The sequence below is a fragment of the Sphingomonas oligophenolica genome, from assembly GCF_039522915.1.
GTDB classification, from domain to species: domain Bacteria; phylum Pseudomonadota; class Alphaproteobacteria; order Sphingomonadales; family Sphingomonadaceae; genus Sphingomonas; species Sphingomonas oligophenolica.
In genome coordinates this window covers 1-23,644 of the sequence record NZ_BAAAEH010000002.1, presented here as the reverse complement: position 1 = coordinate 23,644, position 23,644 = coordinate 1, and the positions used below count along the sequence as shown (strand labels likewise).

The following is a 23,644-nucleotide window of genomic DNA, read 5'->3' as shown; positions in this document are numbered from 1 at the left end:
CAAGCCGGGCAGCGCCGCTGCCCGGCTCTACCAACTAGAAGCTGAAGCCTGCGGTAACGCCATAGGTCCGCGGTGCCCCGATGTAGACTGAGCGGAACGTTCCGATATCGACACCGGTCGTGGCATAAAGGGTGTTGGTGAGGTTCTTGGCGAAAATCGAGAGTTTGTATTTCTTATCGGCGGTCGTAAAACCGATGCTGGCGTTCAGCAGGCCATAACCCGAGAGGAAATAGGTGTTCGTCTCATTAAGGGCCCGGCTGTCAGTATGATCATAAGCGACATTTAGGGATGCCGTGCCGGCGCTGCCGACGGCAGTCTCATAGCTTCCAGTAAGGGAGTATGTCCATTTAGGTACGCGAGTTAGTTTCAACTGAGCGGCGAGTACCGGATCAGGTATGCCGTCACCTGTTAGATCGAGGCCGTTATAGGAGTTATACTTTGCGTCGGTGTAGGCCAGCGTACCGCCGAGCGACAGGCCGCGGACTGGAACGATGGTCAGCTCACCTTCAACGCCCTGGATGCGGGCGCTGGCCGCGTTTATCACCCGCTGCTGGGCCTGCGGGGTCAAGACCTGCCGCTGCAGATTCGTAAAGTCGTTGCGGTAGAGCGAGACGTTCGCGCGCACATGGCGGTCAAACAGTTGCGACTTGATTCCGATCTCGTAGGCATCGACGTTTTCGGGATCATACGGCCCCGCCAGACCGACCGAGTTGCGAAGGTTGTAGCCGCCCGACCGGAAGCCGCGGGTATAGGAGCCGTAGATCGTCAGATCCTTGGTCGGCTGCCATTTCACGCCAGCTTTGGGCGTGAAATCACGCCAGGTATGTCCGTCATCGGTGCCATAGTTGCACGTCGAGAAGGTCAGCGAACATTGGCCGAAGTTTGCGACCTGCGCATGCTTGTGCTCGATGGTGTACCGGCCTCCCAAGGTTAGTGTGAGGTTCTGCGCAAATCGCCAGTCAGCTTGTGCGAAGATGCCTCCAGCCGTGTGATCCTCGATACCGCGGCCAGCGCTGCTGCTACCGCCTGTGGCGATGTTGGCATTGCTCGCTGTCGTTCGATTCTCTTGGTACTCCATATGCTGACTGAAAATGTTGCCGCCGAAAGTCAGGTCGATGGCGTCGCCGATCTGACCCGCGTACAGGAGCTCGCCAGTCACCTGATGCTGCCGCAGCCCGGTCGGGCTGTTAAACTGGAACAACGGCGCGGTGGTACCGTCAATTTCGGTCTGGTCATCGACCTTGAGAGTACGGTAGCTCGCCGTTGCCGTTATCTTCCCGGTGCCGACATCGAGCACGCCTTCGCCGATCACCTGACGCCATTCGGTCCTTGTGCGTGAGTAAAGATTCTCGGTCAGATCAAAATCGCCGGTTGGAACCGCCGGCGTGAGGTTTGCGGACGGCTTGATTAACAGGTTTTTTGTGGGCGTTCCCCGGTCGATTTCGTTACCAAGCTCGGCAATGAGGGTCGCAGTGAATGTGCTGGAAGGCTTCCATTCGAGGATCGGCTTAACGATTAGGGCATTGCTTTTGCCGATCCGGTCTGACGGGCTTGCTGCATTGCTGAAGTAGCCATCATGACTGTTGTACATAACCGCCAACTTGGCATTCAAGGTATCCTGGATGAGCGGACCTTCGATCGAGATGCGGCCGTCTGCTTCCTTGAAAGATCCGAACTGTGCCTCACCGCGCACAGCGAACTCGCCGGTGGGACGCTTGCTGCGAACGAGCACCGCACCGCCGGTCACATTCCGGCCGAAGAGAGTGCCCTGTGGTCCGCGCAGGATCTCGACGGATTCGACGTCGAAGAGATCCGTCAACGCACCGATATTCACACCTAGGTACATACCATCGACGAACACGCCGACGGTAGGATCGTCCGATGGGTTGGTCGTGTTGATACCGACGCCGCGGACGTAGAAATTTGCGGCAGCCGGGAAGGTGCCGTTTGACTCAAGCCGGGCACCCGGCGTCAGGCGGCCGACATCGCTCAACGTCACAGCGTGCTGTGCTTCAAGCTGTGCACCTGAAAAGGCCGACACCGAGACGGCGACGCTCTGCAGCGTCTCCGCGCGGCTTTTGCGGTTCGCAGTAACGACGATATCGCTTAGGCCATCGCTTTGCGCGGCTGTCGCTGCCGCCGGAACTGCGGGCGCCGCCTCACCGGGTGCCGTCTGCGCGGTGGCGGTCTGCGCCGTCAGTGCGGCCGCCATGGCGACGCTGCCAAGCTGAAACTTTCGCATGCTAACATTAGCCATCTGTCGTCCCCTTTTTATAATTGCGTTTACTTGAACTCCGACTCATCACTCACACTTACACGTGCGGCAGGACCGCCCGCGTTTGGTATCGTCTCGCTTTACGTGGGCGCGCAGCGCACCGATTTGGCGGCGATCGCCCCGGCAAGCCGGAAGTGCAGTTCGGTCGCGCTGACACCCTGCGCTTGCGCCGCCTCGCCGAGAGTGAGGCAGGACTCGCCCTGCTTGCCGATCAGAAAGACCTCGTCGCCTATCGTCGCTTCCGGCACACTGGACAGATCAACGATCGAGTGCAGGAGCGTTCGCGCGATAACCGGCGCTCGCCGTCCATGGATTATCACCTCGCCGAGGCCGCCCCTGACCGAAAGCCCGTCATGCCAACCGAGCGGGAAGACGCCGGTTGCGCCGCCTGCGGGCAAACGGACTTGATTGCCATAGCCGATCGTCACAGATCGGGCGTTGGCGACGCGGTTAATCTGAATGATCTGGCTGGAAATGGCGGCGATGACGGGGCGAAAACGAGCCTGATCCACCGGCGAATCGACGATCCCGTACAAGAGACGACCGGGATCAACCGCATTGTAGGGGAGATGCGGTCGGCGAAGAAGGGTATGTGTGCTCGCCACCATGGTATCGAACCCTGGCGGGACGCGCTGTCGCAGCCGTTCGATCGCTCGATCAAATGCGGCGAGGCCACTATCAAGCATCAGGTCGTCGCCTTGCCCGAAGTGTGTGTACACCCCGGCCAAAGCGATTTTGTCCTGGGTGCAGTATAGATCGAGCACGCTGTCCAACGCGACGGCATCCAGCCCAAAGCGGCCAAAGCCGCAATCCAGTTCCACGTATATCTGCGCCGAAAGGCCACTCTCGATGAGCGCTTCCATCGCCTCGACGCTGTTAACGGAAATGATAATCCCCTGGCTGGCCAAATCGGGCAGCAGTCCAGGCGGGCAAGCCGTAAAGAGCAGGATCGGCACCAGCGGCTGCATCGCCGTGGCGCGAAGCGCTTCATCGGGCGTGCCGACGCAAAATCCGTCGACCCCGGCTGAAATGCCTAGAGCAACGGCGCGTTCGAGACCGAGGCCATAGCCATCGCCTTTGATAACCTGGAGCAGACGCACCGGCGATCCAACCAACCGGCGCGTTTCCAACACGTTGCTGCGAAACGCCGCAACATCGAGCGTGAGCCGATTACCGCGTCCGTCGCCAATGACGGGGCAATCTTCCACCACCCCAATTTTGTTCGACAAGGACGCGGCTGCGTTCATACGGCAAGCTTCAGTGAGCCGTTTGACTCGGCGAAGAGACGTTGCTGGCTGTCTTGCAATGTTTCGTCGGGAATATCCGTGGCGCGTAACGCGACGGTTGCCTCGACATCCACCGATCGTTCGTCCGCAGCGAGAACGACCCCGTAGACGTCACGCGCGAGGGAGGCGGTGATACGACCGTCGAGGACGTCGCCGAGCACGGCATCGCTTTCCCTTTCGCGCGGATCGCCATAACCGCCGCCGCCTGCGGCGATATGAACGAGCTGCATGCCCTTCGAGACGGTAATCGTCTCCATCGGCATGACGGGAAGAAGCCGTTCCGCACCTTGATGGCCCAGATATGTCATCGAAGGGCTTCCGGGGAGGCCTCCAGCCGCGCCTGCGGGAAGATGATCGCGTCGATCGGAGCGCAGATTTAGTGTCCCCTCGTCCGCTGTCAGTTCATAGGCACGAATGGTAGCAAGTCCGCCGCGATGCTTCCCGCCGCCGCCGCTATTGGTGGCAAAGCCGTAGCGCAGGATCTTCAGCGGGAGCCGCGCCTCGATCAGTTCGATCGGCTGGTTGGAAAGGTTGGCGCCAGGACTCGATATGCCCTCCACCCCATCGAGCGACGCGCGGCCGCCCCAGGTACCGAGAATGCCATCTGTAATCAGCCACGCCTTGCCGCCGTCCCAGCCGCTGAATGAGACGACCGAAGGACCGCCCTCACCAAGGGCCGGAATGCGGCTGCCGGGAACTTTCGCCAGGGCGCCGAACAGCGTGTCGAGCATGCGATATGCAATGACGCCGCGCGCGGCACAGGCTGCCGGCAGGGTCGGGTTTACGATCGTCCCGAGTGGCGCGACGATCTTGATCGGGCGCATATAGCCCGCAAAGTTTGGGATATCCGCCCCAATGGCGCAGCGGATCGCGGTGAGCGCGACCGAATTGGTGATCGGAATGGGCCCGTTAATCGCACCCTTTACCTGCGGGCTGGTGCCGGTCCAGTCGACCACCACATCGCCCCCCGAGATAGTGATTTTGACCTTGAAGCGAATGGGATCGGGGTTCTCGCCGAGCCCGTCGACAAAATCCTCATGCTCGTAGACGCCGTCTGGCATCCGACCGATCTCTTGTCGCATGAGCCGCTCGGCATAAGCGTGGAGTTCCGCGAGATACCCCCTAAACGCCGTGCTCCCATATTTGCCGACGAGCTGGATCATGCCTCGCTCGCATGCCTCGACCGACGCGATCTGTGCCGAGAGGTCGCCACGCAATTCGACCGGCGTGCGGGAGTTCGCTTCCAGAAACGCCGTCACGGTTGGGTTGATCTTGCCCGCTTCGAACAGTTTCACGACGGGAATGCGCAGGCCTTCCTGGAAGATCTCGGTCGCCTGCAGGCCCATGCTGCCGGGTGCGATGCCCCCAAGATCCGAATGATGGACCACGGTTGCGGCAAATGCCTCGAGCGCACCGTCCAGGTAGATCGGCTTGATCAGGAACACATCAGGCAGATGCATGCCGCCGCCGCCATATGGATCGTTCACAAGGAACGCATCGCCAGGCACCATGCCGTCCGAATGATTTGCGACAATGTTGCGCATCACATCGGGGAAAGAACCCAGATGGACCGGATTGGTCAGTCCCTGAGCGATTATATCGCCGCTGAGGTCACAAATGGCGGATGAGTAATCCATAGAGTCACGCACAATCGGCGAATAAGCGCTGCGCAGGATAACGAGGGCCATCTCGTCGGCGAGCGAACTCAGCGCATTCTTGACGATTTCCAGGGTGATGGGATCGGAGGTGGTGGTCATCTCAAATATCCAACTCGACGACGATATTGCCAAAACGGTCGATGGTCGCGGTGCCGCCCGGCGGAATGACGAGCGTCGAATCATACTCCTCGACGATCATCGGGCCTTTCCGATGCTGTCCGACGAGATGGCCACGTCGAATTACCGGGACGTCCACCTGCCCCAGCCCCTCGAAGGTAGCTTTTCGCGTGGAGACGGGATCGGTGCACACAACAACCGACCAGGGATCGGCGCCCTCCGCTTCTTCGTTCGCGACCCTGACCTTGATCCGCCGGCTTACCAGCTCAACCGGATTGGTTGGCACGGCATGGCCGTAGGTGCGTTTGTGCTCGGCGTTGAAATTGTCGAGCGCGAGCGGGATAGCCGGCCGGTCGTCCGCGCTGGCGGGGGTCGGGACGGTAAGCTCGTATGCCTGCCCCTCGTAGCGAAGGTCCGAATAGCGCTCCAGCACAAGCGCTTCACGGTCGTACCCTTCGGCTTCGAGCGCGGCGAAAACGCGCGCTTCGAGTTGTAGGAAACCCTGTTCGAACCGTTCGTCCGTCTCGTTGGTGAGCGATCCGAAATCGGCCGCGGTGAATTCATGCTCTATCGACGAGAAGAGCAAACCGACCGCGCTGAAGACGCCCGGGCTCGGCGGCACGATGACCGTCTTCATCCCCATCGTCTTGGCGATTTCGATCGCAATCATCGGACCGTTTCCACCAAAGGCGAAAAGCGCGAATTCGCGAGGGTCGCGGCCGCGATAGGTCGACACCGCCTTGACCGCGCGCGACATCGTCGCCGTTGCGATCGCCTGAATGCCGAGCGCCGCCTCTTCGGGACTGCGCCCGATCTGCCGGGCTACGGTCGCGTCGAGTGCGTCGCGCGCCTTCCGCGCGTTGATCTTGACGGCGCCCCCGGCGATCGCGACCGGACTGAGATAGCCCAATGTCACGAAGGCATCGGTCAAGGTCGGCGTCTCATTGCCCTTGTCGTAGCAAACCGGCCCAGGCACGGACCCCGCGCTCTCCGGCCCGACCGTCAGCAAACCGCCGCTGTCGAAGCCGACGAGGCTGCCCCCCCCTGCGCCGATCTCCGACACATCGATAAAGGGCAATTTGACCGCATGGCCGCCGCCCTTCACCAGTTTGCTCGAGACATTGATGCCTGCGCCGACCTCATATTCAGTCGTGCGCGCTGGCTCTCCGGCCTCAATGATGGCCGCCTTTGCCGTTGTCCCGCCCATATCGACCGTTATGACGTCCCGGTAGCCGGCCAGCCGCGCCATATGGGCGCCAGCGATCACGCCCGCTGCCGGGCCGGATTCGATGATATAAGCCGGCTTTTGTATCGCTGCCTCGGCAGTCATCAGGCCGCCAGCGCTGTGCATGATGCGTACCGGGCATTTGATCCCCATCGAACGCAACCGTCCTGTCAGCGCGCCGAGATAACTTCGAACGATGGGACCAAGATACGCATTCACGACAGTCGTACTGGTCCGCTCATACTCGCGGATCTCGGGTAACACGTCGCACGAACAGCTAATGTAGATTTCGGCCGGCAGGATTTCCGCCAGCCGCTCCCGTACCGCAATCTCGTGGGCCGGATTGACGTAGCTGTGGAGCAGGCAAACGGCGACCGCTTCGATCTTGTCGCGCAGGATCGCCCCAACGATCCCGTCGAGCTCCGCCAGGTTAAGCTGCGTGTCGATCGCCCCATTGGCCCGCATACGCGCGGACAGTTCGAAGCGATGGCGGCGCAGCGCGAGCGGCGTTGGCTTGGAATAACCGAGATCGTAGAGACGCGGCACCCGAAGCCGGGCGATTTCGAGAACGTCGCGGAAACCGCGTGTCGTGATGAGCGCCGTCCGCGCCCCCTTTCCCTCGAGGATCGTATTCGTCGCCACAGTCGTCGCATGGACCAGTTCGGTGACCTGGCCCGGAGTCCCGCCGATTTCGTGCAGGAGCGCTTCAAGGCCCTCAGCAATGCCGCGTGAATAGTCGTCGGGCGTAGATGACTGCTTGCGCTTGAAGAGCGCGCCCGTTGAGGAAACGAGTACAATGTCCGTGAACGTGCCACCGATGTCGGCGCCGGCTCTGAAGGTTATTTCCCGCGCTTCGTTTCGCATCCCCGTCACCAAATAGCCCCTCAAGTCTGTGAGCCGTGAGTCACGGCTCACGCTTGGTTGCAGAAAAATGACTGTCTGGCAATCAACTTTTGAGAGCGAGGTCTAGGTTCGCCCGGACGGCCGCGGACTCATCCCCAGCGCCTGGCGAACGAACACCTCATATGCGGCGATCGCTTCCTCCCGCTCCGCTGACTTGTTAGGGTGGTTGAAAACGATCGTTCGGCGGATAGAAGAGAGCATATGGCTAACATACTTTAGGTGATGTCGCTCTATTCCCGTGAACTCGCCCCTTTCAAAAGCGGCGGTCAGCGCGACGATATACCTATCAAAGCGACGGTCTGAAAACTTTTTCCATGTATCCGGAGTCTCCACTTCCGAATCGCGCAGGATGGTTATGAAGAATGGATATTTCTGTTGAAATTTAAAATATCTGTCCAAAGCACAATGTTCGAATTCCAAATAGGTTTTCGTTTTTTCTAGTTCTTTCTCTGAAAAATTCTCAAAGCGATCCAGAACCCATAGAATTACATTCTCCAGGATAGCTTCTCTTGTTTCGAAGAATTTGTAGCAGTGGCCAATAGAGATGTCAGCTTCTTCCGCGATTCGCGCGATAGAAGCTGCCTTATATCCTTTGCGACCAATGACCCTCGATGCCGCGAGCATCAAATTATCGCGCGCCTTCTTATCATCCAGATTTGCCCGCGAGTGCGTGTTTGCCACAAAGATGCCTTCTCAGTTTGCTGAACAGCGTAGGTCAACGATGAGTCGTGATTCATGGCGGCTCAGCGAGGCACAATCAAGGAGCATGGCTATCGACGAGCCGAGGCGGGCACGCCGCTCGACGCGATCCTGGAACAGATGGGATTCGCCGCGAACTGATCGGCCCAACGTCGAACAGGCACACTTCTCAAGCCATCATCGGAGGTCATGAACGAGCACAGCTGGGGTGTGCGCCAGACTAGAACTGCGACGGCGGTCCCCAACACGTAAACCAAGACCGGCATCGGTCTGGCCACGCTGGATTTCTCGCACTGGCTGACGGACGCCAATGCGCTCTGGAAACCGACGACCTTTCACTGATTGGAAGCTGACACTCGTTCAATCGTCGGTCGCTATGACGGCGGCGAGGGTGCCTTTGCTTCGCAATCGATCACACCGGTACGTTCGTTGTGACCTTTACCTGCTTAAGCGCGAAACTTGAGTTGACCGACGCCACGCCCGGGAGATGGAGCAACACCTTTTTGAGGAAGCGTTCATAGTGCTCGATGCTGCGCACGACGATGCGCATCAGATAATCGCTTTCACCGCTCATGGAAAAGCATTCGAGGATCTCAGGATGCACGCGGACGGCTTCTTCGAACGCCTCGAGATTGTCCTCGTCGTGGCGGCCGATCCGGAGGTGTGCGAACACGTCGACCGAAAAGCCGAGCTTGTGCGCATCGAGGAGCAGCGCGCGCCGTACGATCACCCCCGATGCTTCAAGCTGCTTCACACGACGCCAGCAGGGGGTTTGTGACAGGCCAACTTGGTCAGCCAGTTCGGTCATCGTGGTCGCCGGCTTGGCCTGGAGCAGCCGCAGGATCTTCAGGTCGGTATCATCCATTTCAAAGCCCACTTTTAGATTGGAGGGTCGATAATTGGCCGCGTTCTGAATTGGTATCCTAATTGGATGCCGTAAGTGAGCAGACAAAGCAATTTCGTTTCAGAGAAATCGTGCGATCATACAGCGAAGTTGGAGGGATCGTACGATGGCACGACAGCAAGGATTAGCGCTCCACATCCCGACGCCCGCAGCGCGTCCAGGTGAGACTGCGAGTTTCGACCATGTGCCCCTGAGCCCGGCAGGGATGATCCGCCGGCCAACGATCGACGCTGCTGAGTCCGATCTCCGCGACCTTCCCTATGCGCTAATCCGTGTCCTTGATGACGATGGCGACGCGGTCGGCCCGTGGAATCCCGAACTCGACAACGAAACCCTGCTCAAGGGTCTGCGCGCGATGGTGCAGACGCGGCTGTTCGAAGACCGGCTCTTCCGCGCCCACCGGCAAGGCAAGACCAGCTTCTTCATGAAATCGACCGGTGAAGAGGCGATCGGCGTCGCGCAGGCAATGGTGTTGCGACCGGGCGACATGTGCTTCCCGACCTACCGCGTCCAGGGCTGGCTGATCGCGCGGGATTATCCGATGGTCGACATGATCAACCAGATCTATTCGAACGCGAAGGATCCGCTGAAGGGCCGCCAGCTGCCGATCCTCTATTCGGCGCGCTACTATGGCTTCTACTCCCTCTCCGGGAATGTCGGCAGCCGCTTCGGCCACGCCGTCGGATGGGCGATGGCATCGGCCTTCAAGAATGATGACAAGATAGCGCTTGGTTATATCGGTGAGGGCACGACGGCGGAGGGCGACTTCCACGAGGCGCTGACTTTCGCCAGCGTCTATCGCGCGCCTGTCCTGCTCGTCATCACCAACAACCAATGGGCGATCTCGAGCTTCTCCGGCATCGCCGGCGCGGAACAGACTACCTTTGCCGCCAAGGCGCTGGCCTATGGCATTCCTGGCCTGCGCGTCGATGGCAATGACTTTCTCGCCGTCTGGGCGGCGACAGAGTGGGCGGCGGATCGCGCGCGCGCCAATCTGGGTGCGACACTGATTGAGCTGGTGACCTATCGCGCGTCCGGCCATTCGACGAGCGACGACCCCACCAAATATCGCCCCGCCGACGAGGCGGCGCACTGGCCGCTGGGTGACCCGATCGAACGGCTGAAGGCGCATCTGGTGAAGCGCGGTTGCTGGTCCGATGAGCGCCACACGCAGATGGAAGCGGAGCTCACCGATCGCCTGCGCGAGGCACAGCGCGAGGCGGAAGCCGTCGGCACGCTCGGCAAGTCCAAGCCGCCGGTCTCGGAGATGTTCGAGGGCGTGTTCAAGGAGCCCGACTGGCGCGTGATCGAGCAGCGCGCCGAGCTGGGCTGCTGAGCGATGGCGACGATGAACATGATCCAGGCGCTGAATTCCGCGCTCGACACGGTCCTGACCAACGATCCCGATACGCTTATCTTCGGCGAGGATGTTGGCTTTTTCGGCGGTGTCTTCCGCGTCACCGACGGGCTGCAGGCCAAGCATGGGCTGACCCGCTGCTTCGACGCTCCGATCAGCGAGGGTGGCATCATCGCCACCGCAATCGGCATGGGCGCGTACGGCTTACGGCCGATCCCCGAGATCCAGTTCGCCGATTACATCCTACCCGCCTTTGATCAGCTTGTGTCCGAGGCCGCCCGGCTGCGCTATCGATCGAACGGCGAGTTCCAAGCGCCAATCACCGTACGCTCACCCTATGGCGGGGGGATATTCGGCGGGCAAACCCACAGCCAGAGCCCCGAGGCGATCTTCGCGCATATCACCGGACTGAAGACGGTGATCCCGTCCAACCCCTACGACGCCAAGGGGCTGCTGATCGCATCGATTGAATGCGACGATCCGGTCATCTTCCTCGAGCCCAAGCGGCTCTATAACGGCCCGTTCGACGGCCGCCATGACCAGGCGCTAAAGACTTGGGCGGGGCACCCGGCTGCCGAGGTGCCCGAGGGCCATTATACGGTGCCGCTGGGCAAGGCGGCGATCGCGCGCGCGGGTAGCCAGGCGACCGTGCTCGCCTACGGCACGATGGTGCATGTTGCGCTCGCCGGGATAGCAGAGAGCGGCGTCGATGCGGAACTGATCGATCTTCGCTCGATCGTGCCGCTCGATATCGACACGATCGTCGCCTCGGTAAAGAAGACCGGACGTTGCGTTATCCTGCACGAGGCCTCCCGCTTCGGAGGCTTCGGCGGAGAATTGTCGGCGCTGGTGCAGGAGCGCTGCTTTTGGGAACTCAAGAGCGCGGTCCAGCGCGTGGCTGGGTGGGACACGCCTTACCCGCATGCTTTCGAATGGGATTATTTCCCCGGCCCCGCGCGGCTCGCGGCGGCCCTTGCCCGCGCCATGGAGGATTGAGCATGGGCCTGTTTCAGTTTCGTCTGCCCGATATCGGCGAAGGCGTCGCCGAGGCCGAGATCACTGTCTGGCACGTGAAGGTCGGGGATGTGGTGAAGGAGGACCAGAGCCTCGTCGACGTGATGACCGACAAGGCGACCGTCGACATGACCTCGCCCGTCGACGGCGTGATCAAGGCGATCCATGGCGAGGTCGGCGCCATGGTGCCGGTCGGGTCTGTCATCGTTGAATTCGAGGTTGAAAGCGCCAGTGGGGAAGGTCCGGTCGCCGCGTCCCTGCCCTCGCCAGCCGAACCCGAAGCGCAACATAGAGTTGTGCCCCAGACCATCGCTGCGGCCCCGGCAGCTCAAGCGGCCGTCGCTCCGCGCGAAGCGTCGATTGATCGACCAGTTCCTGCCGCTTCGCCCTCCACCCGCCGGCGCGCCAAGCAGGCCGGCATCGACCTTCGCGACATTCCAAGCGAATTGGGCGACGGGCGGATCACGTCGCATGATCTCGATGCCTATCTGGCGCACCAGTCTGGCGCTGGCGCGGACACGCGGCTCATTGCGCGAACCGGGATCAGCGAGACACGCATTATCGGCCTGCGCCGAAGGATCGCCGAGAAGATGCAGGATGCCAAGCGCCGCATCCCGCATATTGCCTATATCGAGGAGGTTGATGTCACTGAGCTCGAGGCGCTCCGGCAGGATCTGAATGCGCACAAGGCGCCGGAACAACCCAAGCTCACGCTATTGCCTTTCTTCATTCGTGCACTGGTCCGCGCGCTACCCGACTTCCCCCAGATCAATGCGCGGTATGATGACGATGCGGGCGTGCTCCACGCGCACGAGGGCGTGCATGTCGGGATCGCCACGCAAACGCCCGGCGGACTCATGGTCCCTGTCGTTCGCCATGCCGAGAGCCGCGACATATGGGCGCTTGCGATCGAGCTTGCGCGTCTCGCCACGGCCGCGCGCGACGGCACCGCGAGCCGCGAAGAGCTGTCGGGCTCCACGATCACCATAACCTCGCTGGGGCCGCTCGGCGGTATCGCGACCACGCCGGTGATCAACCATCCCGAAGTTGCCATCATCGGACCAAACAAGATCGTCGAACGGCCGATCGTCGATGGCAGCTTCATCACCGTGCGCAAGATGATGAACCTGAGTTCATCCTTCGATCATCGCATCGTCGATGGCTACGACGCCGCGCTGTTCGTGCAGCGACTGAAGCGGCTCATCGAACACCCCGCCCTCATTTTCATGCCCTGATCCCGGAAGACAAAAAAGCGATGTCACTTGCCTTTCAAATCATGCCCAACTGCACGCCGTTAGCGGCGGACGAGCGGGCTCGAATGTTGGCGGATCCAGTCTTCGGTCGCGTGTTCACCGATCATATGGTGACGGTCACCTGGACCGAGGGTCAGGGTTGGCACAGCGCCGCGGTCGGACCGCGTAAACCGTTCCAGCTCGATCCCGCCTGCGCGGTCCTGCATTACGCCCAGGAGATATTCGAGGGCATGAAGGCCTACCGCCTCGACGATGGCGGCGTCGGCCTGTTCCGGCCTGAACAGAATGCCCGGCGTTTCAACACGTCTGCGAAGCGCATGGCGATGCCAACCATGCCCGAGGAACTGTTCCTCGACGCGGTCGAGGCGTTGGTAAAGATCGACGAGGCGTGGATCCCGACCGGAGAGGGCAGCCTCTATCTGCGTCCCTTCATGTTCGCGTCCGAGACCTTCCTGGGCGTGAAGCCGGCCAGCGAGTTCATCTTCTGCGTGATCGCGTGTCCCGTCGGCGCCTACTTCAAGGGCGGTAAGAAGGCGGTGTCGTTGTGGGTCTCCGATCACCTCAACCGCGCCGGTCCCGGCGGCACGGGCGCGGCTAAATGCGGCGGCAATTATGCAGCGAGCCTGATGGCGCAGGCCGAGGCCTATGAGCATGGCTGCGACCAGGTGGTGTTCCTCGACGCGGTCGAGCATCGCTGGGTCGATGAACTCGGCGGGATGAACATCTTCTTCCTGTTCGACGATGGACGGATGATCACGCCACCGCTTTCCGGCACGATCCTGCCCGGCATCACCCGCGCCTCGATCATCGAGCTGGCAAAGGCGCGCGGCGTCGATGTCCGCGAAAAGCCCTATGCGGTCGATCAGTGGCGGGCGGACGCGCAGAGCGGCAAGCTGCGTGAGGTGTTCGCCTGCGGCACGGCGGCCGTGGTCACCCCGATCGGCCTGGTAAAAAGCACCTCCGGCGACTGGGTGATCGGCAATGGCGACGGCGGCTCGGTCACCGACGCGATCAAGGCCGACCTGGTCGGCATCCAGCGAGGACGGATCGAAGGCCCAGCCGGATGGGCGCGCCGTGTCCCACTTCATTGAGCGCGAACGGAATTACCTATGTCGATGAATCTTGATTTTCAGCTTGGTGAGAATGCGGACATGATCCGCGACACCACGCAACGCTTCGCCACCGACCGGATCGTTCCGCTGGCCGCACGGATCGACGCCGAGGACAGCTTCCCGCGCGAGCTGTGGCCGGAGATGGGCGCGCTCGGCCTGCACGGCATCACCGTCGAGGAGGAATATGGCGGGCTTGGCCTCGGTTATCTCGAACATGTCGTTGCCTGCGAGGAGGTGAGCCGCGCCTCGGCCTCGATAGGCCTTAGCTATGGCGCGCACTCCAACCTCTGCGTCAACCAGATCCGGCGCTGGGGCTCGCCTGCGCAGAAGGCCAAATATCTGCCGAGGCTGGTGTCGGGCGAGCATGTCGGTAGCCTCGCCATGTCCGAGGTCGGTGCCGGGTCGGACGTGGTGAGCATGAAGCTGCGCGCCGACAAGGTGGACGGTGGCTACAGACTCAACGGCTCCAAATTCTGGATCACCAACGCACCCTATGCCGATACGCTGGTCGTCTATGCCAAGACATCGCCTGACGCCGGATCGAAAGGCATCACCGCCTTCCTGATCGAGAAGGATTTTGCCGGTTTCTCGATCGGCCAGAAGATCGACAAGATGGGCATGCGTGGCAGCCCAACGGCGGAATTGGTGTTCGACGACTGCTTCGTCCCCGATGAGCAGATCATGGGGCCGCTCGACGGCGGCGTGAAGGTGCTGATGTCGGGCCTCGATTACGAGCGGGTCGTGCTCTCGGGCATCCAACTCGGTATCATGCAGGCCTGCCTCGACGTCGTCCTCCCCTATGTGCGCGAGCGCAAGCAGTTCGGGCAGGCGATCGGCACCTTCCAGCTGATGCAGGCCAAGGTCGCGGATATGGCAGTCGCGCTCAACTCGTCGCGGGCCTATGTCTATGCGGTGGCGAAGGCGTGCGATGCCGGCAGGACGAACCGCCATGATGCCGCCGGCGCGATCCTGCTCGCGTCCGAGAATGCGGTGAAGGTGGCGAACGAGGCGGTCCAGGCATTGGGTGGTGCCGGCTACACCAAAGACTGGCCCGTCGAACGCTATCTGCGCGACGCCAAGCTGCTCGACATCGGCGCCGGCACCAACGAGGTGCGCCGGATGCTGATCGGGCGGGAGCTCATTGGCGCATGACGGTGATTTCCACGCTCGCCGATCCCGCCTCGGCAGGATTCGCCGCGAATGCCGCGCACAATGACGGCTTGGCGGCGGAGCTGCGCGACAAAGTGGCGACCGCCGCGCTTGGTGGATCGGCGGCTCATCGCGAACGGCATGTTTCGCGCGGCAAGCTGTTGCCACGGGATCGCATCCATCGCCTGCTCGATACGGGATCGCCCTTTCTCGAGGTCTGCGCGCTGGCGGCGAACGGCATGTATGACAACCAAGCCCCCGGCGCCGGCGTGATCGCAGGTATCGGCCGCGTCTCGGGCCGCGAGTGCATGATCCTTGCCAACGATCCGACGGTGAAGGGCGGCGCCTATTTCCCGATGACGGTGAAAAAGCATCTGCGCGCCCAGGAGATCGCCCGCGAGAACCGTTTGCCCTGCCTCTATCTGGTCGACAGCGGCGGTGCCAACCTGCCGCACCAGGCCGAGGTCTTCCCCGATCGCGATCATTTCGGGCGGATCTTCTACAATCAGGCGCAGATGTCGTCCGAGGGCATTCCCCAGATCGCCTGCGTGATGGGTAGCTGCACCGCCGGCGGCGCCTATGTGCCGGCGATGTCGGACGAGACGGTGATCGTGCGCAACCAGGGCACGATTTTCCTCGCCGGGCCGCCGCTGGTGAAGGCGGCAACGGGCGAGGAGATCTCGGCCGAAGAGCTGGGCGGCGCCGAGACGCACGGCCGCAAGTCCGGCGTCGTCGATCATGTGGCAGAGAATGACGAACACGCGCTGCTCATCGTCCGCGACATCGTTGCCACGCTCAATCGGCCAAAGACGGTGGATATCGAAATCGCCGAGCCGCGTCCGCCGAGGCTGGACCCGAACGACCTGTACGGCATCGTCCCGAATGACGTCCGCGCCCCCTATGATGTCCATGAAGTCATCGGCCGGATCGTCGACGGATCGGACTTCCAGGAGTTCAAGGCGTTGTACGGCGCCACGCTCGTCTGCGGGTTCGCGCGGATCTGGGGCATGCCGGTCGCGATCATCGCCAACAATGGCGTGCTGTTCAGCGAAAGCGCGTTGAAGGGCGCCCATTTCATCGAACTGGCCTGCCAGCGTCGCATTCCGTTGCTGTTCCTCCAGAACATCTCGGGCTTCATGGTCGGCGGAAAATATGAGGCGGAAGGGATCGCCAAGAACGGGGCCAAGCTCGTCACCGCCGTCGCCACCGCCAGCGTGCCGAAGATCACCGTGCTGATCGGTGGCAGCTTCGGCGCGGGCAACTACGGCATGTGCGGCCGCGCCTATAGCCCACGCTTTCTGTTCACCTGGCCCAACGCGCGGATCAGCGTCATGGGGGGCGAGCAGGCCGCCTCCGTGCTCGCGACCGTCCACCGGGATGCCGACAGCTGGACGCCGGAGCAGGCTGAAGCCTTCAAGGCACCCATCCGCCAGAAATATGAGGATGAGGGTAACCCCTATTACGCCACCGCCCGCCTGTGGGACGACGGCATCATCGATCCCGCCCAGACCCGCGACGTGCTGGGCCTCGCCTTTTCCGCCACGCTGAACGCGCCGATCCCCGAGCGCGCGCAGTTCGGCGTGTTCCGGATGTGATGGCGATGCGTACCAACTGGACCCGCGCCGAGATCGCCGAGCTGTTCGACCTGCCCTTCCTGGATCTGGTGGCGCGGGCGCATGACGTGCATGTTCGCTTCCATCCCGAGAATGAAGTCCAGCTCTCCACCCTGCTGTCGATCAAGACCGGCGGCTGTGTCGAGGATTGCGGCTATTGCAGCCAGTCAGCCTCGGCGCGCACCGGGCTCAAGGCTGGGAAGCTGATGGATGCGGACGCCGTGGTCGCGGCAGCAGCAGAAGCCAAAGCAGCGGGATCGGGGCGCTTCTGCATGGGGGCCGCGTGGCGCTCACCGAAGGAGCGGGACATGCCGGCGCTGCTGGACATGGTATCGCGCGTGAAAGCGCTCGGCCTGGAGACCTGCATGACACTCGGCATGCTGGAGGGCGATCAGGCGGCGCGGCTCGCCGATGCCGGGCTCGATTACTACAACCACAATATCGACACTTCGCCAGAGAATTACCCCAACGTCATCACCACGCGTACCTTCCAGAATCGGCTCGACACGCTGGAACGGGTTCGCGCGGCGGGAATGAACGTCTGTTGCGGCGGCATCTTGGGAATGGGTGAGACGCGTGAGGATCGCGTTGGCTTCATTCATTCATTGGCGACGCTACCCGAGCATCCGCAGAGCGTTCCGCTCAACGCGCTGGTGCCGATCCCGGGGACGGTCCTGGGTGAAATGCTCAAGGACCTGCCGTCCGCGAGGATCGACGACATCGAGTTCATCCGCACCGTCGCGGTGGCGCGGATCATCATGCCGCTAAGCATGGTGCGCCTGTCAGCGGGGCGCGAGAGCATGCCCGACAGCACGCAGGCGCTGTGCTTCATGGCAGGCGCGAACTCGATCTTCACGGGCGATCAGTTGCTGACGACGGCCAATGCCGGCGGCGGTGCCGATGAGGCGCTGTTTAACAAACTCGGCCTCAAGCCAATGGTGGGCGAAGATGCTCTGACGATGGAAGCCGAAGACATCATTATGGGGATCGCCTGATGCTTAGTTCCCTGCTCATCGCCAATCGAGGCGAGATCGCGCGGCGGATCATCCGTACCGCGCGCGCCCTCGGCATCCGCACAATCGCGGTGCATAGCGATGTCGATGCCGCCATGCCCTTCGTGCGCGAGGCGGACGAGGCGGTGTGCATCGGCACCGCGCTCGCGAGGGACAGCTACCTGCGCCAGGACCGGATCCTGGAGGCCGCGATAGCGACCGGGGCAGAGGCGATCCACCCGGGCTATGGCTTCCTCTCCGAGAATGCCGAGTTTGCGGAAGCCGTGCAGGCCGCCGGCCTGGTGTGGGTCGGTGCGCCGCCCGCCAGCATCCGCGCGATGGGGCTGAAGGATGCCGCCAAGGAGCGGATGATCGCGGCGGGCGTGCCGGTGACGCCGGGCTATCTGGGCGCGGATCAATCCCCCGCCCGGCTCCAGAGCGAAGCGGACGCAATCGGCTATCCGGTGCTGATCAAGGCGGTCGCGGGCGGCGGCGGCAAGGGCATGCGCAAGGTTGACGAAGCGCACGCCTTCGCTGAATCCTTGGAGAGCTGCCGGCGCGAGGCCGCGTCATCGTTCGGCGACGATCGCGTGTTGATCGAGAAATATATCCTCTCACCGCGGCATATCGAGGTGCAGATATTCGGCGACACCCATGGCAACGCCGTCCACCTGTTCGAGCGCGACTGTTCGCTGCAGCGCCGACACCAGAAGGTGATCGAGGAGGCCCCTGCCCCCGGCATGGACGTGGCCACGCGGGAGGCGATCTGCGCGGCGGCGGTGAAGGCGGCAAAGGCAGTCGATTATATCGGCGCCGGCACGATCGAGTTCATTGCCGACGCGTCCGAAGGGCTACGCGCCGACCGCATCTGGTTCATGGAGATGAATACCCGTCTCCAGGTCGAGCATCCGGTGACCGAGGCGATCACCGGCCAGGATCTGGTCGAGTGGCAGTTGCGCGTCGCCTCCGGCGAGCCGCTGCCGAAGCGCCAGGACGAACTGTCGATCACCGGCTGGGCGATGGAGGCGCGCCTCTACGCCGAAAACCCGGTGAGCGGTTTCCTGCCCTCGACCGGCCCGCTGGAGCGGCTGCGCTTTCCGCCAGGCGTCCGTATCGATAGCGGCGTCGACGAGGGTGGCGAGGTCACTCCCTTTTACGATCCGATGATCGCCAAGCTGATCGTCCACGCGCCCACACGCGCCGCCGCTGCGGGCAAGCTCGGCGATGCCGCGGGCGGCACCGAGGTGTGGCCGGTGAAGACCAACGCCGCCTTTCTGGCGCGCGCCGCCCGACATCCCGATTTCGTGGCGGCACGGATCGACACAGGCTTCATCGAGCGGCACATTGATGCGTTGGCTCCCCCGCCCGAGCCTTCTGCCAGCGTCCTGACCAGCGCCGTCGGTGCGATTCTTCCTCCGGCTTCCCACGATCCATGGACCGGGTTGACCGGCTTCCGCGCCAATGCGGCACCCGATCTGCGCGCAGAAGTGACCGTGGGCGGCCAGGTGCATCTCGTCACGCTGGCCACGCCCGTTCCGACCAGCATCGCCGCGCTCGACGGCGGTAGCGTGCTGTTTGCCGATGGCGAGGCGTGGCCGTTCTCCCGGCCGCGTGCCGACGATATCGTGCGTGGCGATGCCCTATCCGATGGGATGATCGTCGCGCCAATGCCCGGCAGGATCATCTCGGTAGCGGTTTCGCCGGGCGATCCCGTGACCAAAGGACAGCGGTTGCTGGTCCTGGAGGCGATGAAGATGGAGCAGGGCCTCGTCGCACCATTCGATGGCATTGTGGCGGAGATCAGAGCCGTGGATAGCGCCCAGGTGTCCGAAGGCGCGTTGCTCGTGCGCATCGAGAAGGACGCCTGACGTGGCCGGACGCTTCTTCGATGAATGGGCGATTGGCGATCACATCGTCCACGAGACTCGCCGCACCGTCACTGAGACCGACAATCTGCTATTTTCGACGATGACCCACAATCCACAGCCGCTCCACCTCGACGTCGAGGCGGCGAAGGCAAGCGAGTTCGGCCAGATTCTCGTCAACGGCACTTTCACTTTCGCGCTGATGATCGGTCTTTCGGTGGGCGAGACGACGCTCGGTACGCTCGTCGCAAATCTCGGCTACGACCGGCTTGTTCATCCAAAGCCTGTGTTCATCGGCGACACGATGCGGGCGGAAAGCGAGGTTTCCGATCTGAAAGATAGCAGGTCGCGGCCAGACGCGGGCATCGTCACCTTCTCACATCGCCTTATCAATCAGCGTGACGAGATCGTTTGCCAGTGCTTGCGCAGCGCCCTGCTGAATCGAGCCCCGAAATGACGCTGCGCTCTTTGCTGTTCGTGCCCCCGGCGATCGCCCCGAGCGTTTCGAGAAGGCGGCCGCCAGCGACGGCCAAAGTCGGCCCCCAAAACGCTAGGCGGCGCCTGCGAAGATAGTCGTGAAGCCCACACCCAAAGCAGCGCCGGTCGCCGCCGGAACGTGATCCCCGCGCCTCAGCGCTAAGGTTGCATCAACTCCGTCACCATGAAGTTCGCGAAGTGCCCACCATCCGCCCCGACGGTCGCCTCGGTCGGCGTCACCAAGGACAAGAACGGCAAGTACCCCTAAGCGGCACGTCGGCGGGGAGGCGGGAGTGACGGTAAGCAGAGCGACGCAACTTTGCTCGCCCTGCGCCTCATGGGGTTGATCGCGTGGACATCGCAACGGTCGAATGCCCGAAGATATCGTCGATATAGTCTATATATATGTCGGGCGCGGTACCGACGATCTTCCGGATTGGTGACGTGATCTACGCGGTCCTCGCGGTCCGCTGTCTCTTAATCAGCGGGTCCTTGGTTCGAGCCCAAGTGCGTCCACCAAAATCTTTAACAAGCTCAATGATTTCTTCAGGAGTCGCTGAGGCCAGCAAATGCCTTCCCGTAGCTGGTTCACATCCTGGGCTACATCTGGGCTCCATTTTTGCCGAGGTTCAGTGCGGTCACTTGTTCTGAGTCCACACCCTTCCAGCCCTGGCGGCAAGGTGAGAGGCCACGCTGTTCACGTACACCCTTTGTCGGCAAGCGACCGGACTATGGTAGACGCCGACCGCCTTCCAATAGTCCTTGGTGGCGGCGAGCGCCGACAGGAAGACCCAGCGGGCCGCATCAACGTTGAAGCAAACATCGTGCTGCAACCACCAACGCACCTGAGCGGGACGGCGACCGGTCACGGCGGCAATGCGCGATGCCCACCAACTATTGACCTGTAGCGGTCCGAGGTCCTCGGTACCGTTGGCATTCCGCACAGCCACACCGACGGAGCCCCCTTCCTGATCCCGCAGCGCCCAAAGTGTTTTCGCAAGCCATGGGCGACCGGCCGCGGCTCGCTCGATACAGTCGCCAATCAGCGCCTCGCGCTGCTGTTCCATCGAGCCTCGCGGACCTGCCGCCGCGCGCGTCGCGGTCAGCGAGACGAGACATAAGGCAGTCAGGATGGCGCGAACGAGCGACACGGTCATCGCTCCTGCCGGTCGGAGCGCGGCGTTGAAGGCGAGTGGGGCCCTCGAGCCTGGCCTTGTCCAGCAGAGTGCTCAGCTTGCCCCGCTTTGAGGACCGCGCCGCGATAGCGATCGATCGTCTCTGCAAAAGTTTGGGCGCGCGCCGCGAACCGACTCGCCAGTGACTCAAGGGGATCATGGGGCGACAGTTTGGATGCTTCGGCCAAGCGCGCCTTGCGCTCCGCACGTTCCTCCCTGGTCTGGGACCGACGCAGCTCAAGCCGGTCGCCATGGCGACGCTCTCGCGTGGCGCGTGCATCCCTATCCAGTCGGCCAAGGCCCTCGAGCGCGGAGGTCTTCTCGCCGGATCGGCGGGTCAACCGCTCTACAAGACGCTTCTCATCCTCTGTCCACAATTTGACGCCGAACCGAGCACGCGTGATTGCGGTATAATAGTTCTGACCGGTCACCAGTGGCGAGTTGACCGGCGCCAGAACATAGGCCCGCGCATAGGTCTTGGACTGAGCCGAATAGACCGTTTCGACATAACCATGATCCCAGGTCCGGTGGACCGCCAAGTCCACATCCTGCGTCTTCCCCTTGTCCCACCTGATCGTCGCGACGGTGCCGGCAAGCATCTCGACCGTCCCCCGCTCGGCGTTTTTCAGGTCCAGACCATGATCGACGAGGCGCCACTGGATGCGATCCCCTTGCGCCAGGTCACGCTCCTCGCTCTTGAACACATTGACCTGCGAAGCCCGGCCGACACGCGGATCCCACCGGATCGTCCGGCCATGCTCGTCGACGAGGCGGACAATCTGCCGACCACGCGAGTCCCGCCCGGTCCCGACCACGCGATACTCGGTATCGCGAGCAATCCCGAGCCCGGTATTGTCGCGGGAGAATTTGACGACCTGCCCGCCGGAATAGAAGCGTGCGAACCTTTTCTCCTGGTCGCTCATCCCTGAGGGCGCGAGCACCGACAGCCTGATGTCCTCCGCGGCGATCGCCCCTTCGACCTTGAGGGCATCGCGAACACGCGCATTGACGATCAGCCGGGTCGCGTTCTCAAGCACGAGGATATTGGTCGTCGTGCGATTCTCGGGTTTGAGGCGCGTCCATTCATCGACGAGCTGCTTTGCGAGGGCACCGGCGTCGCTGCCGCTGACAACCTTGTCGAGATTGGCGAGCGACGCCGCATAGTCTCCGGAGCGGGCCTGTGTAACCGCAGCCTTCATCGCCTTGGTTTCCTGGCGAACTGATTCAGTCAGCTCCGCAGTCGGCAGGCCGAGGCGCTGTAGCAACCAGAAGGCCTTGCCCTGCTCGATCGCGCCGGTCTGCTTGTTATCCCCCAGCAGGATCAACCTCGCACCGGTCACACGGCTGATCTCCAGCACCCGCAACGCCTGCAGGTTACCGAGCTGCCCGGCCTCGTCGAGCACCAGCACATCGGTGTCCGTCAGCCCCCTCCCGCCCCCCGCAACCAGACCCGCGACGGTCCTGGACTCGATCCCGGCGGTCTGGCCCAGATTGGCCGCCGCCGACGAGGTCGGGGCCAGCGCGATGAACCGCGTCCCACCGTCGGCAGCGGCAACCAGGGAGCGAACGAGCGTCGACTTGCCGGCGCCGGCGACCCCGTGGACGCCGAGCACGCGGTCCGGCGAGCTGCCGATATGATGCAGTGCCTTCTCCTGCGCCGGGTTCAGGCCGGCGATCGCCAGCACCGCTCTAAGCTGTTCCTCCGTCGCGACGGGCGGTGCGTCGTTCAAGGCGATCGAGAGATGCTCGGAGAGCGCGATTTCGAGGCGGGCAGTTCGCCGCGTCGTTCGGCCCCGGCTGAGAGTTTCGTCACCTGTCTGCTCGCGTGTCACCAGCAGCCGCAGGCGCGCTTCATGCGCTTCGGCGAGGGGGCGGACGTCGGCGAGCCGGACCTCGCCAACATGAGAGGCGAGGCCCAACCGGAGCATTCGCCCGAGATTGTTGACCGCCTCGCCGGTCTCGGCCTGGCGGATGCCGAACAACATCGCCCGCCCGGTGACGGCAGGATGTGCGGTCAGGTCGCGTTCGCCACTCTCGTCCGCCGCGGCACGGACGATGACCAGGCCGGGGACGTACTCGGCCGCGCGCGCCGACCATCTGGCCTGGAGCTCCTCGATTCCGACCTTCTCCTTTGGCCCCCTCGTTTCGTAGAATGAGCGTCGGCGGGCTGCCTGCCCCTCCAACCCGTGATCTCGTGCATGGGCCTCGATCTGTTCGGCGCGCCGGGACATTGCCTGGATCAAGGTGCCCGGGACGCCCTTGATCTCGAACAGGCCGGTGCGCGGGTCGGATTCGATCTCATAGCCGACCTCCCGCAGGCGGTGCGCCAGATCGTTCCTGTAGACCTGCCCCGCCACCATCTGCTCGGCATACATCGCGCGAGTCTCGAGGCTGGTCATCACGCTGCCCGGGTCGCGATTGGTGATGTTCATGACCACGACATGGGTGTGGAGATGCGGGTCGAGTTCGCGCGAGGCATGCTCGGTGAAGCGCGCGAAGATCAGGCTGTTGATTTCCGCTGAGAGTTGACCCGGGATTTTCATCGAGAAGTGACCCGGGTGGATATGGTG

17 protein-coding genes are annotated in these 23,644 nt (G+C 62.7%); 9 read left to right on the top strand and 8 right to left on the bottom strand.

Features of this window, described 5'->3' with window-relative positions:
- Nucleotides 1–34 precede the first annotated feature (34 nt).
- The 6 genes from ABD050_RS00405 to ABD050_RS00380 all read right to left on the bottom strand — a co-directional run bounded on the left by ABD050_RS00405 (nucleotide 35) and on the right by ABD050_RS00380 (nucleotide 9,028).
- On the bottom strand, nucleotides 35–2,242 hold the full coding sequence (locus tag ABD050_RS00405) for a TonB-dependent receptor (RefSeq protein ID WP_343887129.1): 2,208 nt from the start codon (nucleotides 2,240–2,242) through the stop codon (nucleotides 35–37).
- A gap of 113 nt (nucleotides 2,243–2,355) precedes the next feature.
- On the bottom strand, nucleotides 2,356–3,522 hold the full coding sequence (locus tag ABD050_RS00400) for an alanine racemase (RefSeq protein ID WP_343887128.1): 1,167 nt from the start codon (nucleotides 3,520–3,522) through the stop codon (nucleotides 2,356–2,358).
- A complete protein-coding gene (locus tag ABD050_RS00395; protein WP_343887127.1) occupies nucleotides 3,519–5,318 on the bottom strand; it encodes a hydantoinase B/oxoprolinase family protein in 1,800 nt (599 codons plus the stop codon). The genes ABD050_RS00400 and ABD050_RS00395 overlap by 4 nt, the downstream gene beginning before the upstream one ends.
- Before the next feature lies 1 nt (nucleotide 5,319).
- Nucleotides 5,320–7,425 carry a hydantoinase/oxoprolinase family protein gene (locus ABD050_RS00390; protein ID WP_343887419.1) on the bottom strand — a complete coding sequence of 702 codons (2,106 nt, stop codon included), beginning with the start codon at nucleotides 7,423–7,425 and terminating at the stop codon, nucleotides 5,320–5,322.
- Nucleotides 7,426–7,527: 102 nt separating this feature from the next.
- Nucleotides 7,528–8,145 carry a TetR/AcrR family transcriptional regulator gene (locus ABD050_RS00385; protein WP_343887126.1) on the bottom strand — a complete coding sequence of 206 codons (618 nt, stop codon included), beginning with the start codon at nucleotides 8,143–8,145 and terminating at the stop codon, nucleotides 7,528–7,530.
- 430 nt (nucleotides 8,146–8,575) lie between these two features.
- On the bottom strand, nucleotides 8,576–9,028 hold the full coding sequence (locus ABD050_RS00380) for an Lrp/AsnC family transcriptional regulator (protein WP_343887125.1): 453 nt from the start codon (nucleotides 9,026–9,028) through the stop codon (nucleotides 8,576–8,578).
- A gap of 145 nt (nucleotides 9,029–9,173) precedes the next feature.
- On the opposite strand from ABD050_RS00380, the gene ABD050_RS00375 reads away from it, so the two are divergent.
- The 9 genes from ABD050_RS00375 to ABD050_RS00335 are packed head-to-tail and all read left to right on the top strand — an operon-like array spanning nucleotide 9,174 to nucleotide 19,879.
- On the top strand, nucleotides 9,174–10,403 hold the full coding sequence (locus tag ABD050_RS00375; RefSeq protein ID WP_343887124.1) for a thiamine pyrophosphate-dependent enzyme: 1,230 nt from the start codon (nucleotides 9,174–9,176) through the stop codon (nucleotides 10,401–10,403).
- 12 nt (nucleotides 10,404–10,415) lie between these two features.
- Nucleotides 10,416–11,420, top strand: a complete 1,005-nt coding sequence (locus ABD050_RS00370) for an alpha-ketoacid dehydrogenase subunit beta (RefSeq protein WP_343887418.1) — start codon at nucleotides 10,416–10,418, stop codon at nucleotides 11,418–11,420.
- A gap of 2 nt (nucleotides 11,421–11,422) precedes the next feature.
- Nucleotides 11,423–12,673, top strand: a complete 1,251-nt coding sequence (locus ABD050_RS00365; protein ID WP_343887123.1) for a dihydrolipoamide acetyltransferase family protein — start codon at nucleotides 11,423–11,425, stop codon at nucleotides 12,671–12,673.
- Between the two features lie 20 nt (nucleotides 12,674–12,693).
- Nucleotides 12,694–13,782, top strand: a complete 1,089-nt coding sequence (locus tag ABD050_RS00360; RefSeq protein WP_343887122.1) for a branched-chain amino acid aminotransferase — start codon at nucleotides 12,694–12,696, stop codon at nucleotides 13,780–13,782.
- An 18-nt stretch (nucleotides 13,783–13,800) separates the two neighbouring features.
- Nucleotides 13,801–14,955, top strand: coding sequence for an isovaleryl-CoA dehydrogenase (locus tag ABD050_RS00355; protein WP_343887121.1), 1,155 nt, complete (start codon nucleotides 13,801–13,803; stop codon nucleotides 14,953–14,955).
- The gene (locus tag ABD050_RS00350; RefSeq protein ID WP_343887120.1) at nucleotides 14,952–16,547 is read left to right on the top strand and encodes a carboxyl transferase domain-containing protein; all 1,596 of its coding nucleotides are present in this window, start codon (nucleotides 14,952–14,954) and stop codon (nucleotides 16,545–16,547) included. Before ABD050_RS00355 ends, ABD050_RS00350 begins: the two co-directional genes overlap by 4 nt.
- Before the next feature lie 5 nt (nucleotides 16,548–16,552).
- Nucleotides 16,553–17,560, top strand: coding sequence for a biotin synthase BioB (gene bioB, locus ABD050_RS00345; RefSeq protein ID WP_343887417.1), 1,008 nt, complete (start codon nucleotides 16,553–16,555; stop codon nucleotides 17,558–17,560).
- Nucleotides 17,560–19,425 carry an acetyl/propionyl/methylcrotonyl-CoA carboxylase subunit alpha gene (locus tag ABD050_RS00340; RefSeq protein WP_343887119.1) on the top strand — a complete coding sequence of 622 codons (1,866 nt, stop codon included), beginning with the start codon at nucleotides 17,560–17,562 and terminating at the stop codon, nucleotides 19,423–19,425. Before bioB ends, ABD050_RS00340 begins: the two co-directional genes overlap by 1 nt.
- 1 nt (nucleotide 19,426) lies before the next feature.
- Complete coding sequence (locus tag ABD050_RS00335) at nucleotides 19,427–19,879, top strand: MaoC family dehydratase (protein WP_343887118.1); 453 nt, start codon at nucleotides 19,427–19,429, stop codon at nucleotides 19,877–19,879.
- A gap of 658 nt (nucleotides 19,880–20,537) precedes the next feature.
- Here the strand turns inward: ABD050_RS00335 and ABD050_RS00330 are convergent.
- Nucleotides 20,538–21,056: a lytic transglycosylase domain-containing protein gene (locus ABD050_RS00330; RefSeq protein ID WP_343887117.1), complete on the bottom strand. Its 519-nt coding sequence runs from the start codon at nucleotides 21,054–21,056 to the stop codon at nucleotides 20,538–20,540.
- Nucleotides 21,053–23,644: MobF family relaxase (gene mobF, locus ABD050_RS00325; RefSeq protein ID WP_343887116.1), on the bottom strand; the 2,592-nt coding region annotated here is incomplete at its 5' end. The genes ABD050_RS00330 and mobF, both read right to left, overlap by 4 nt.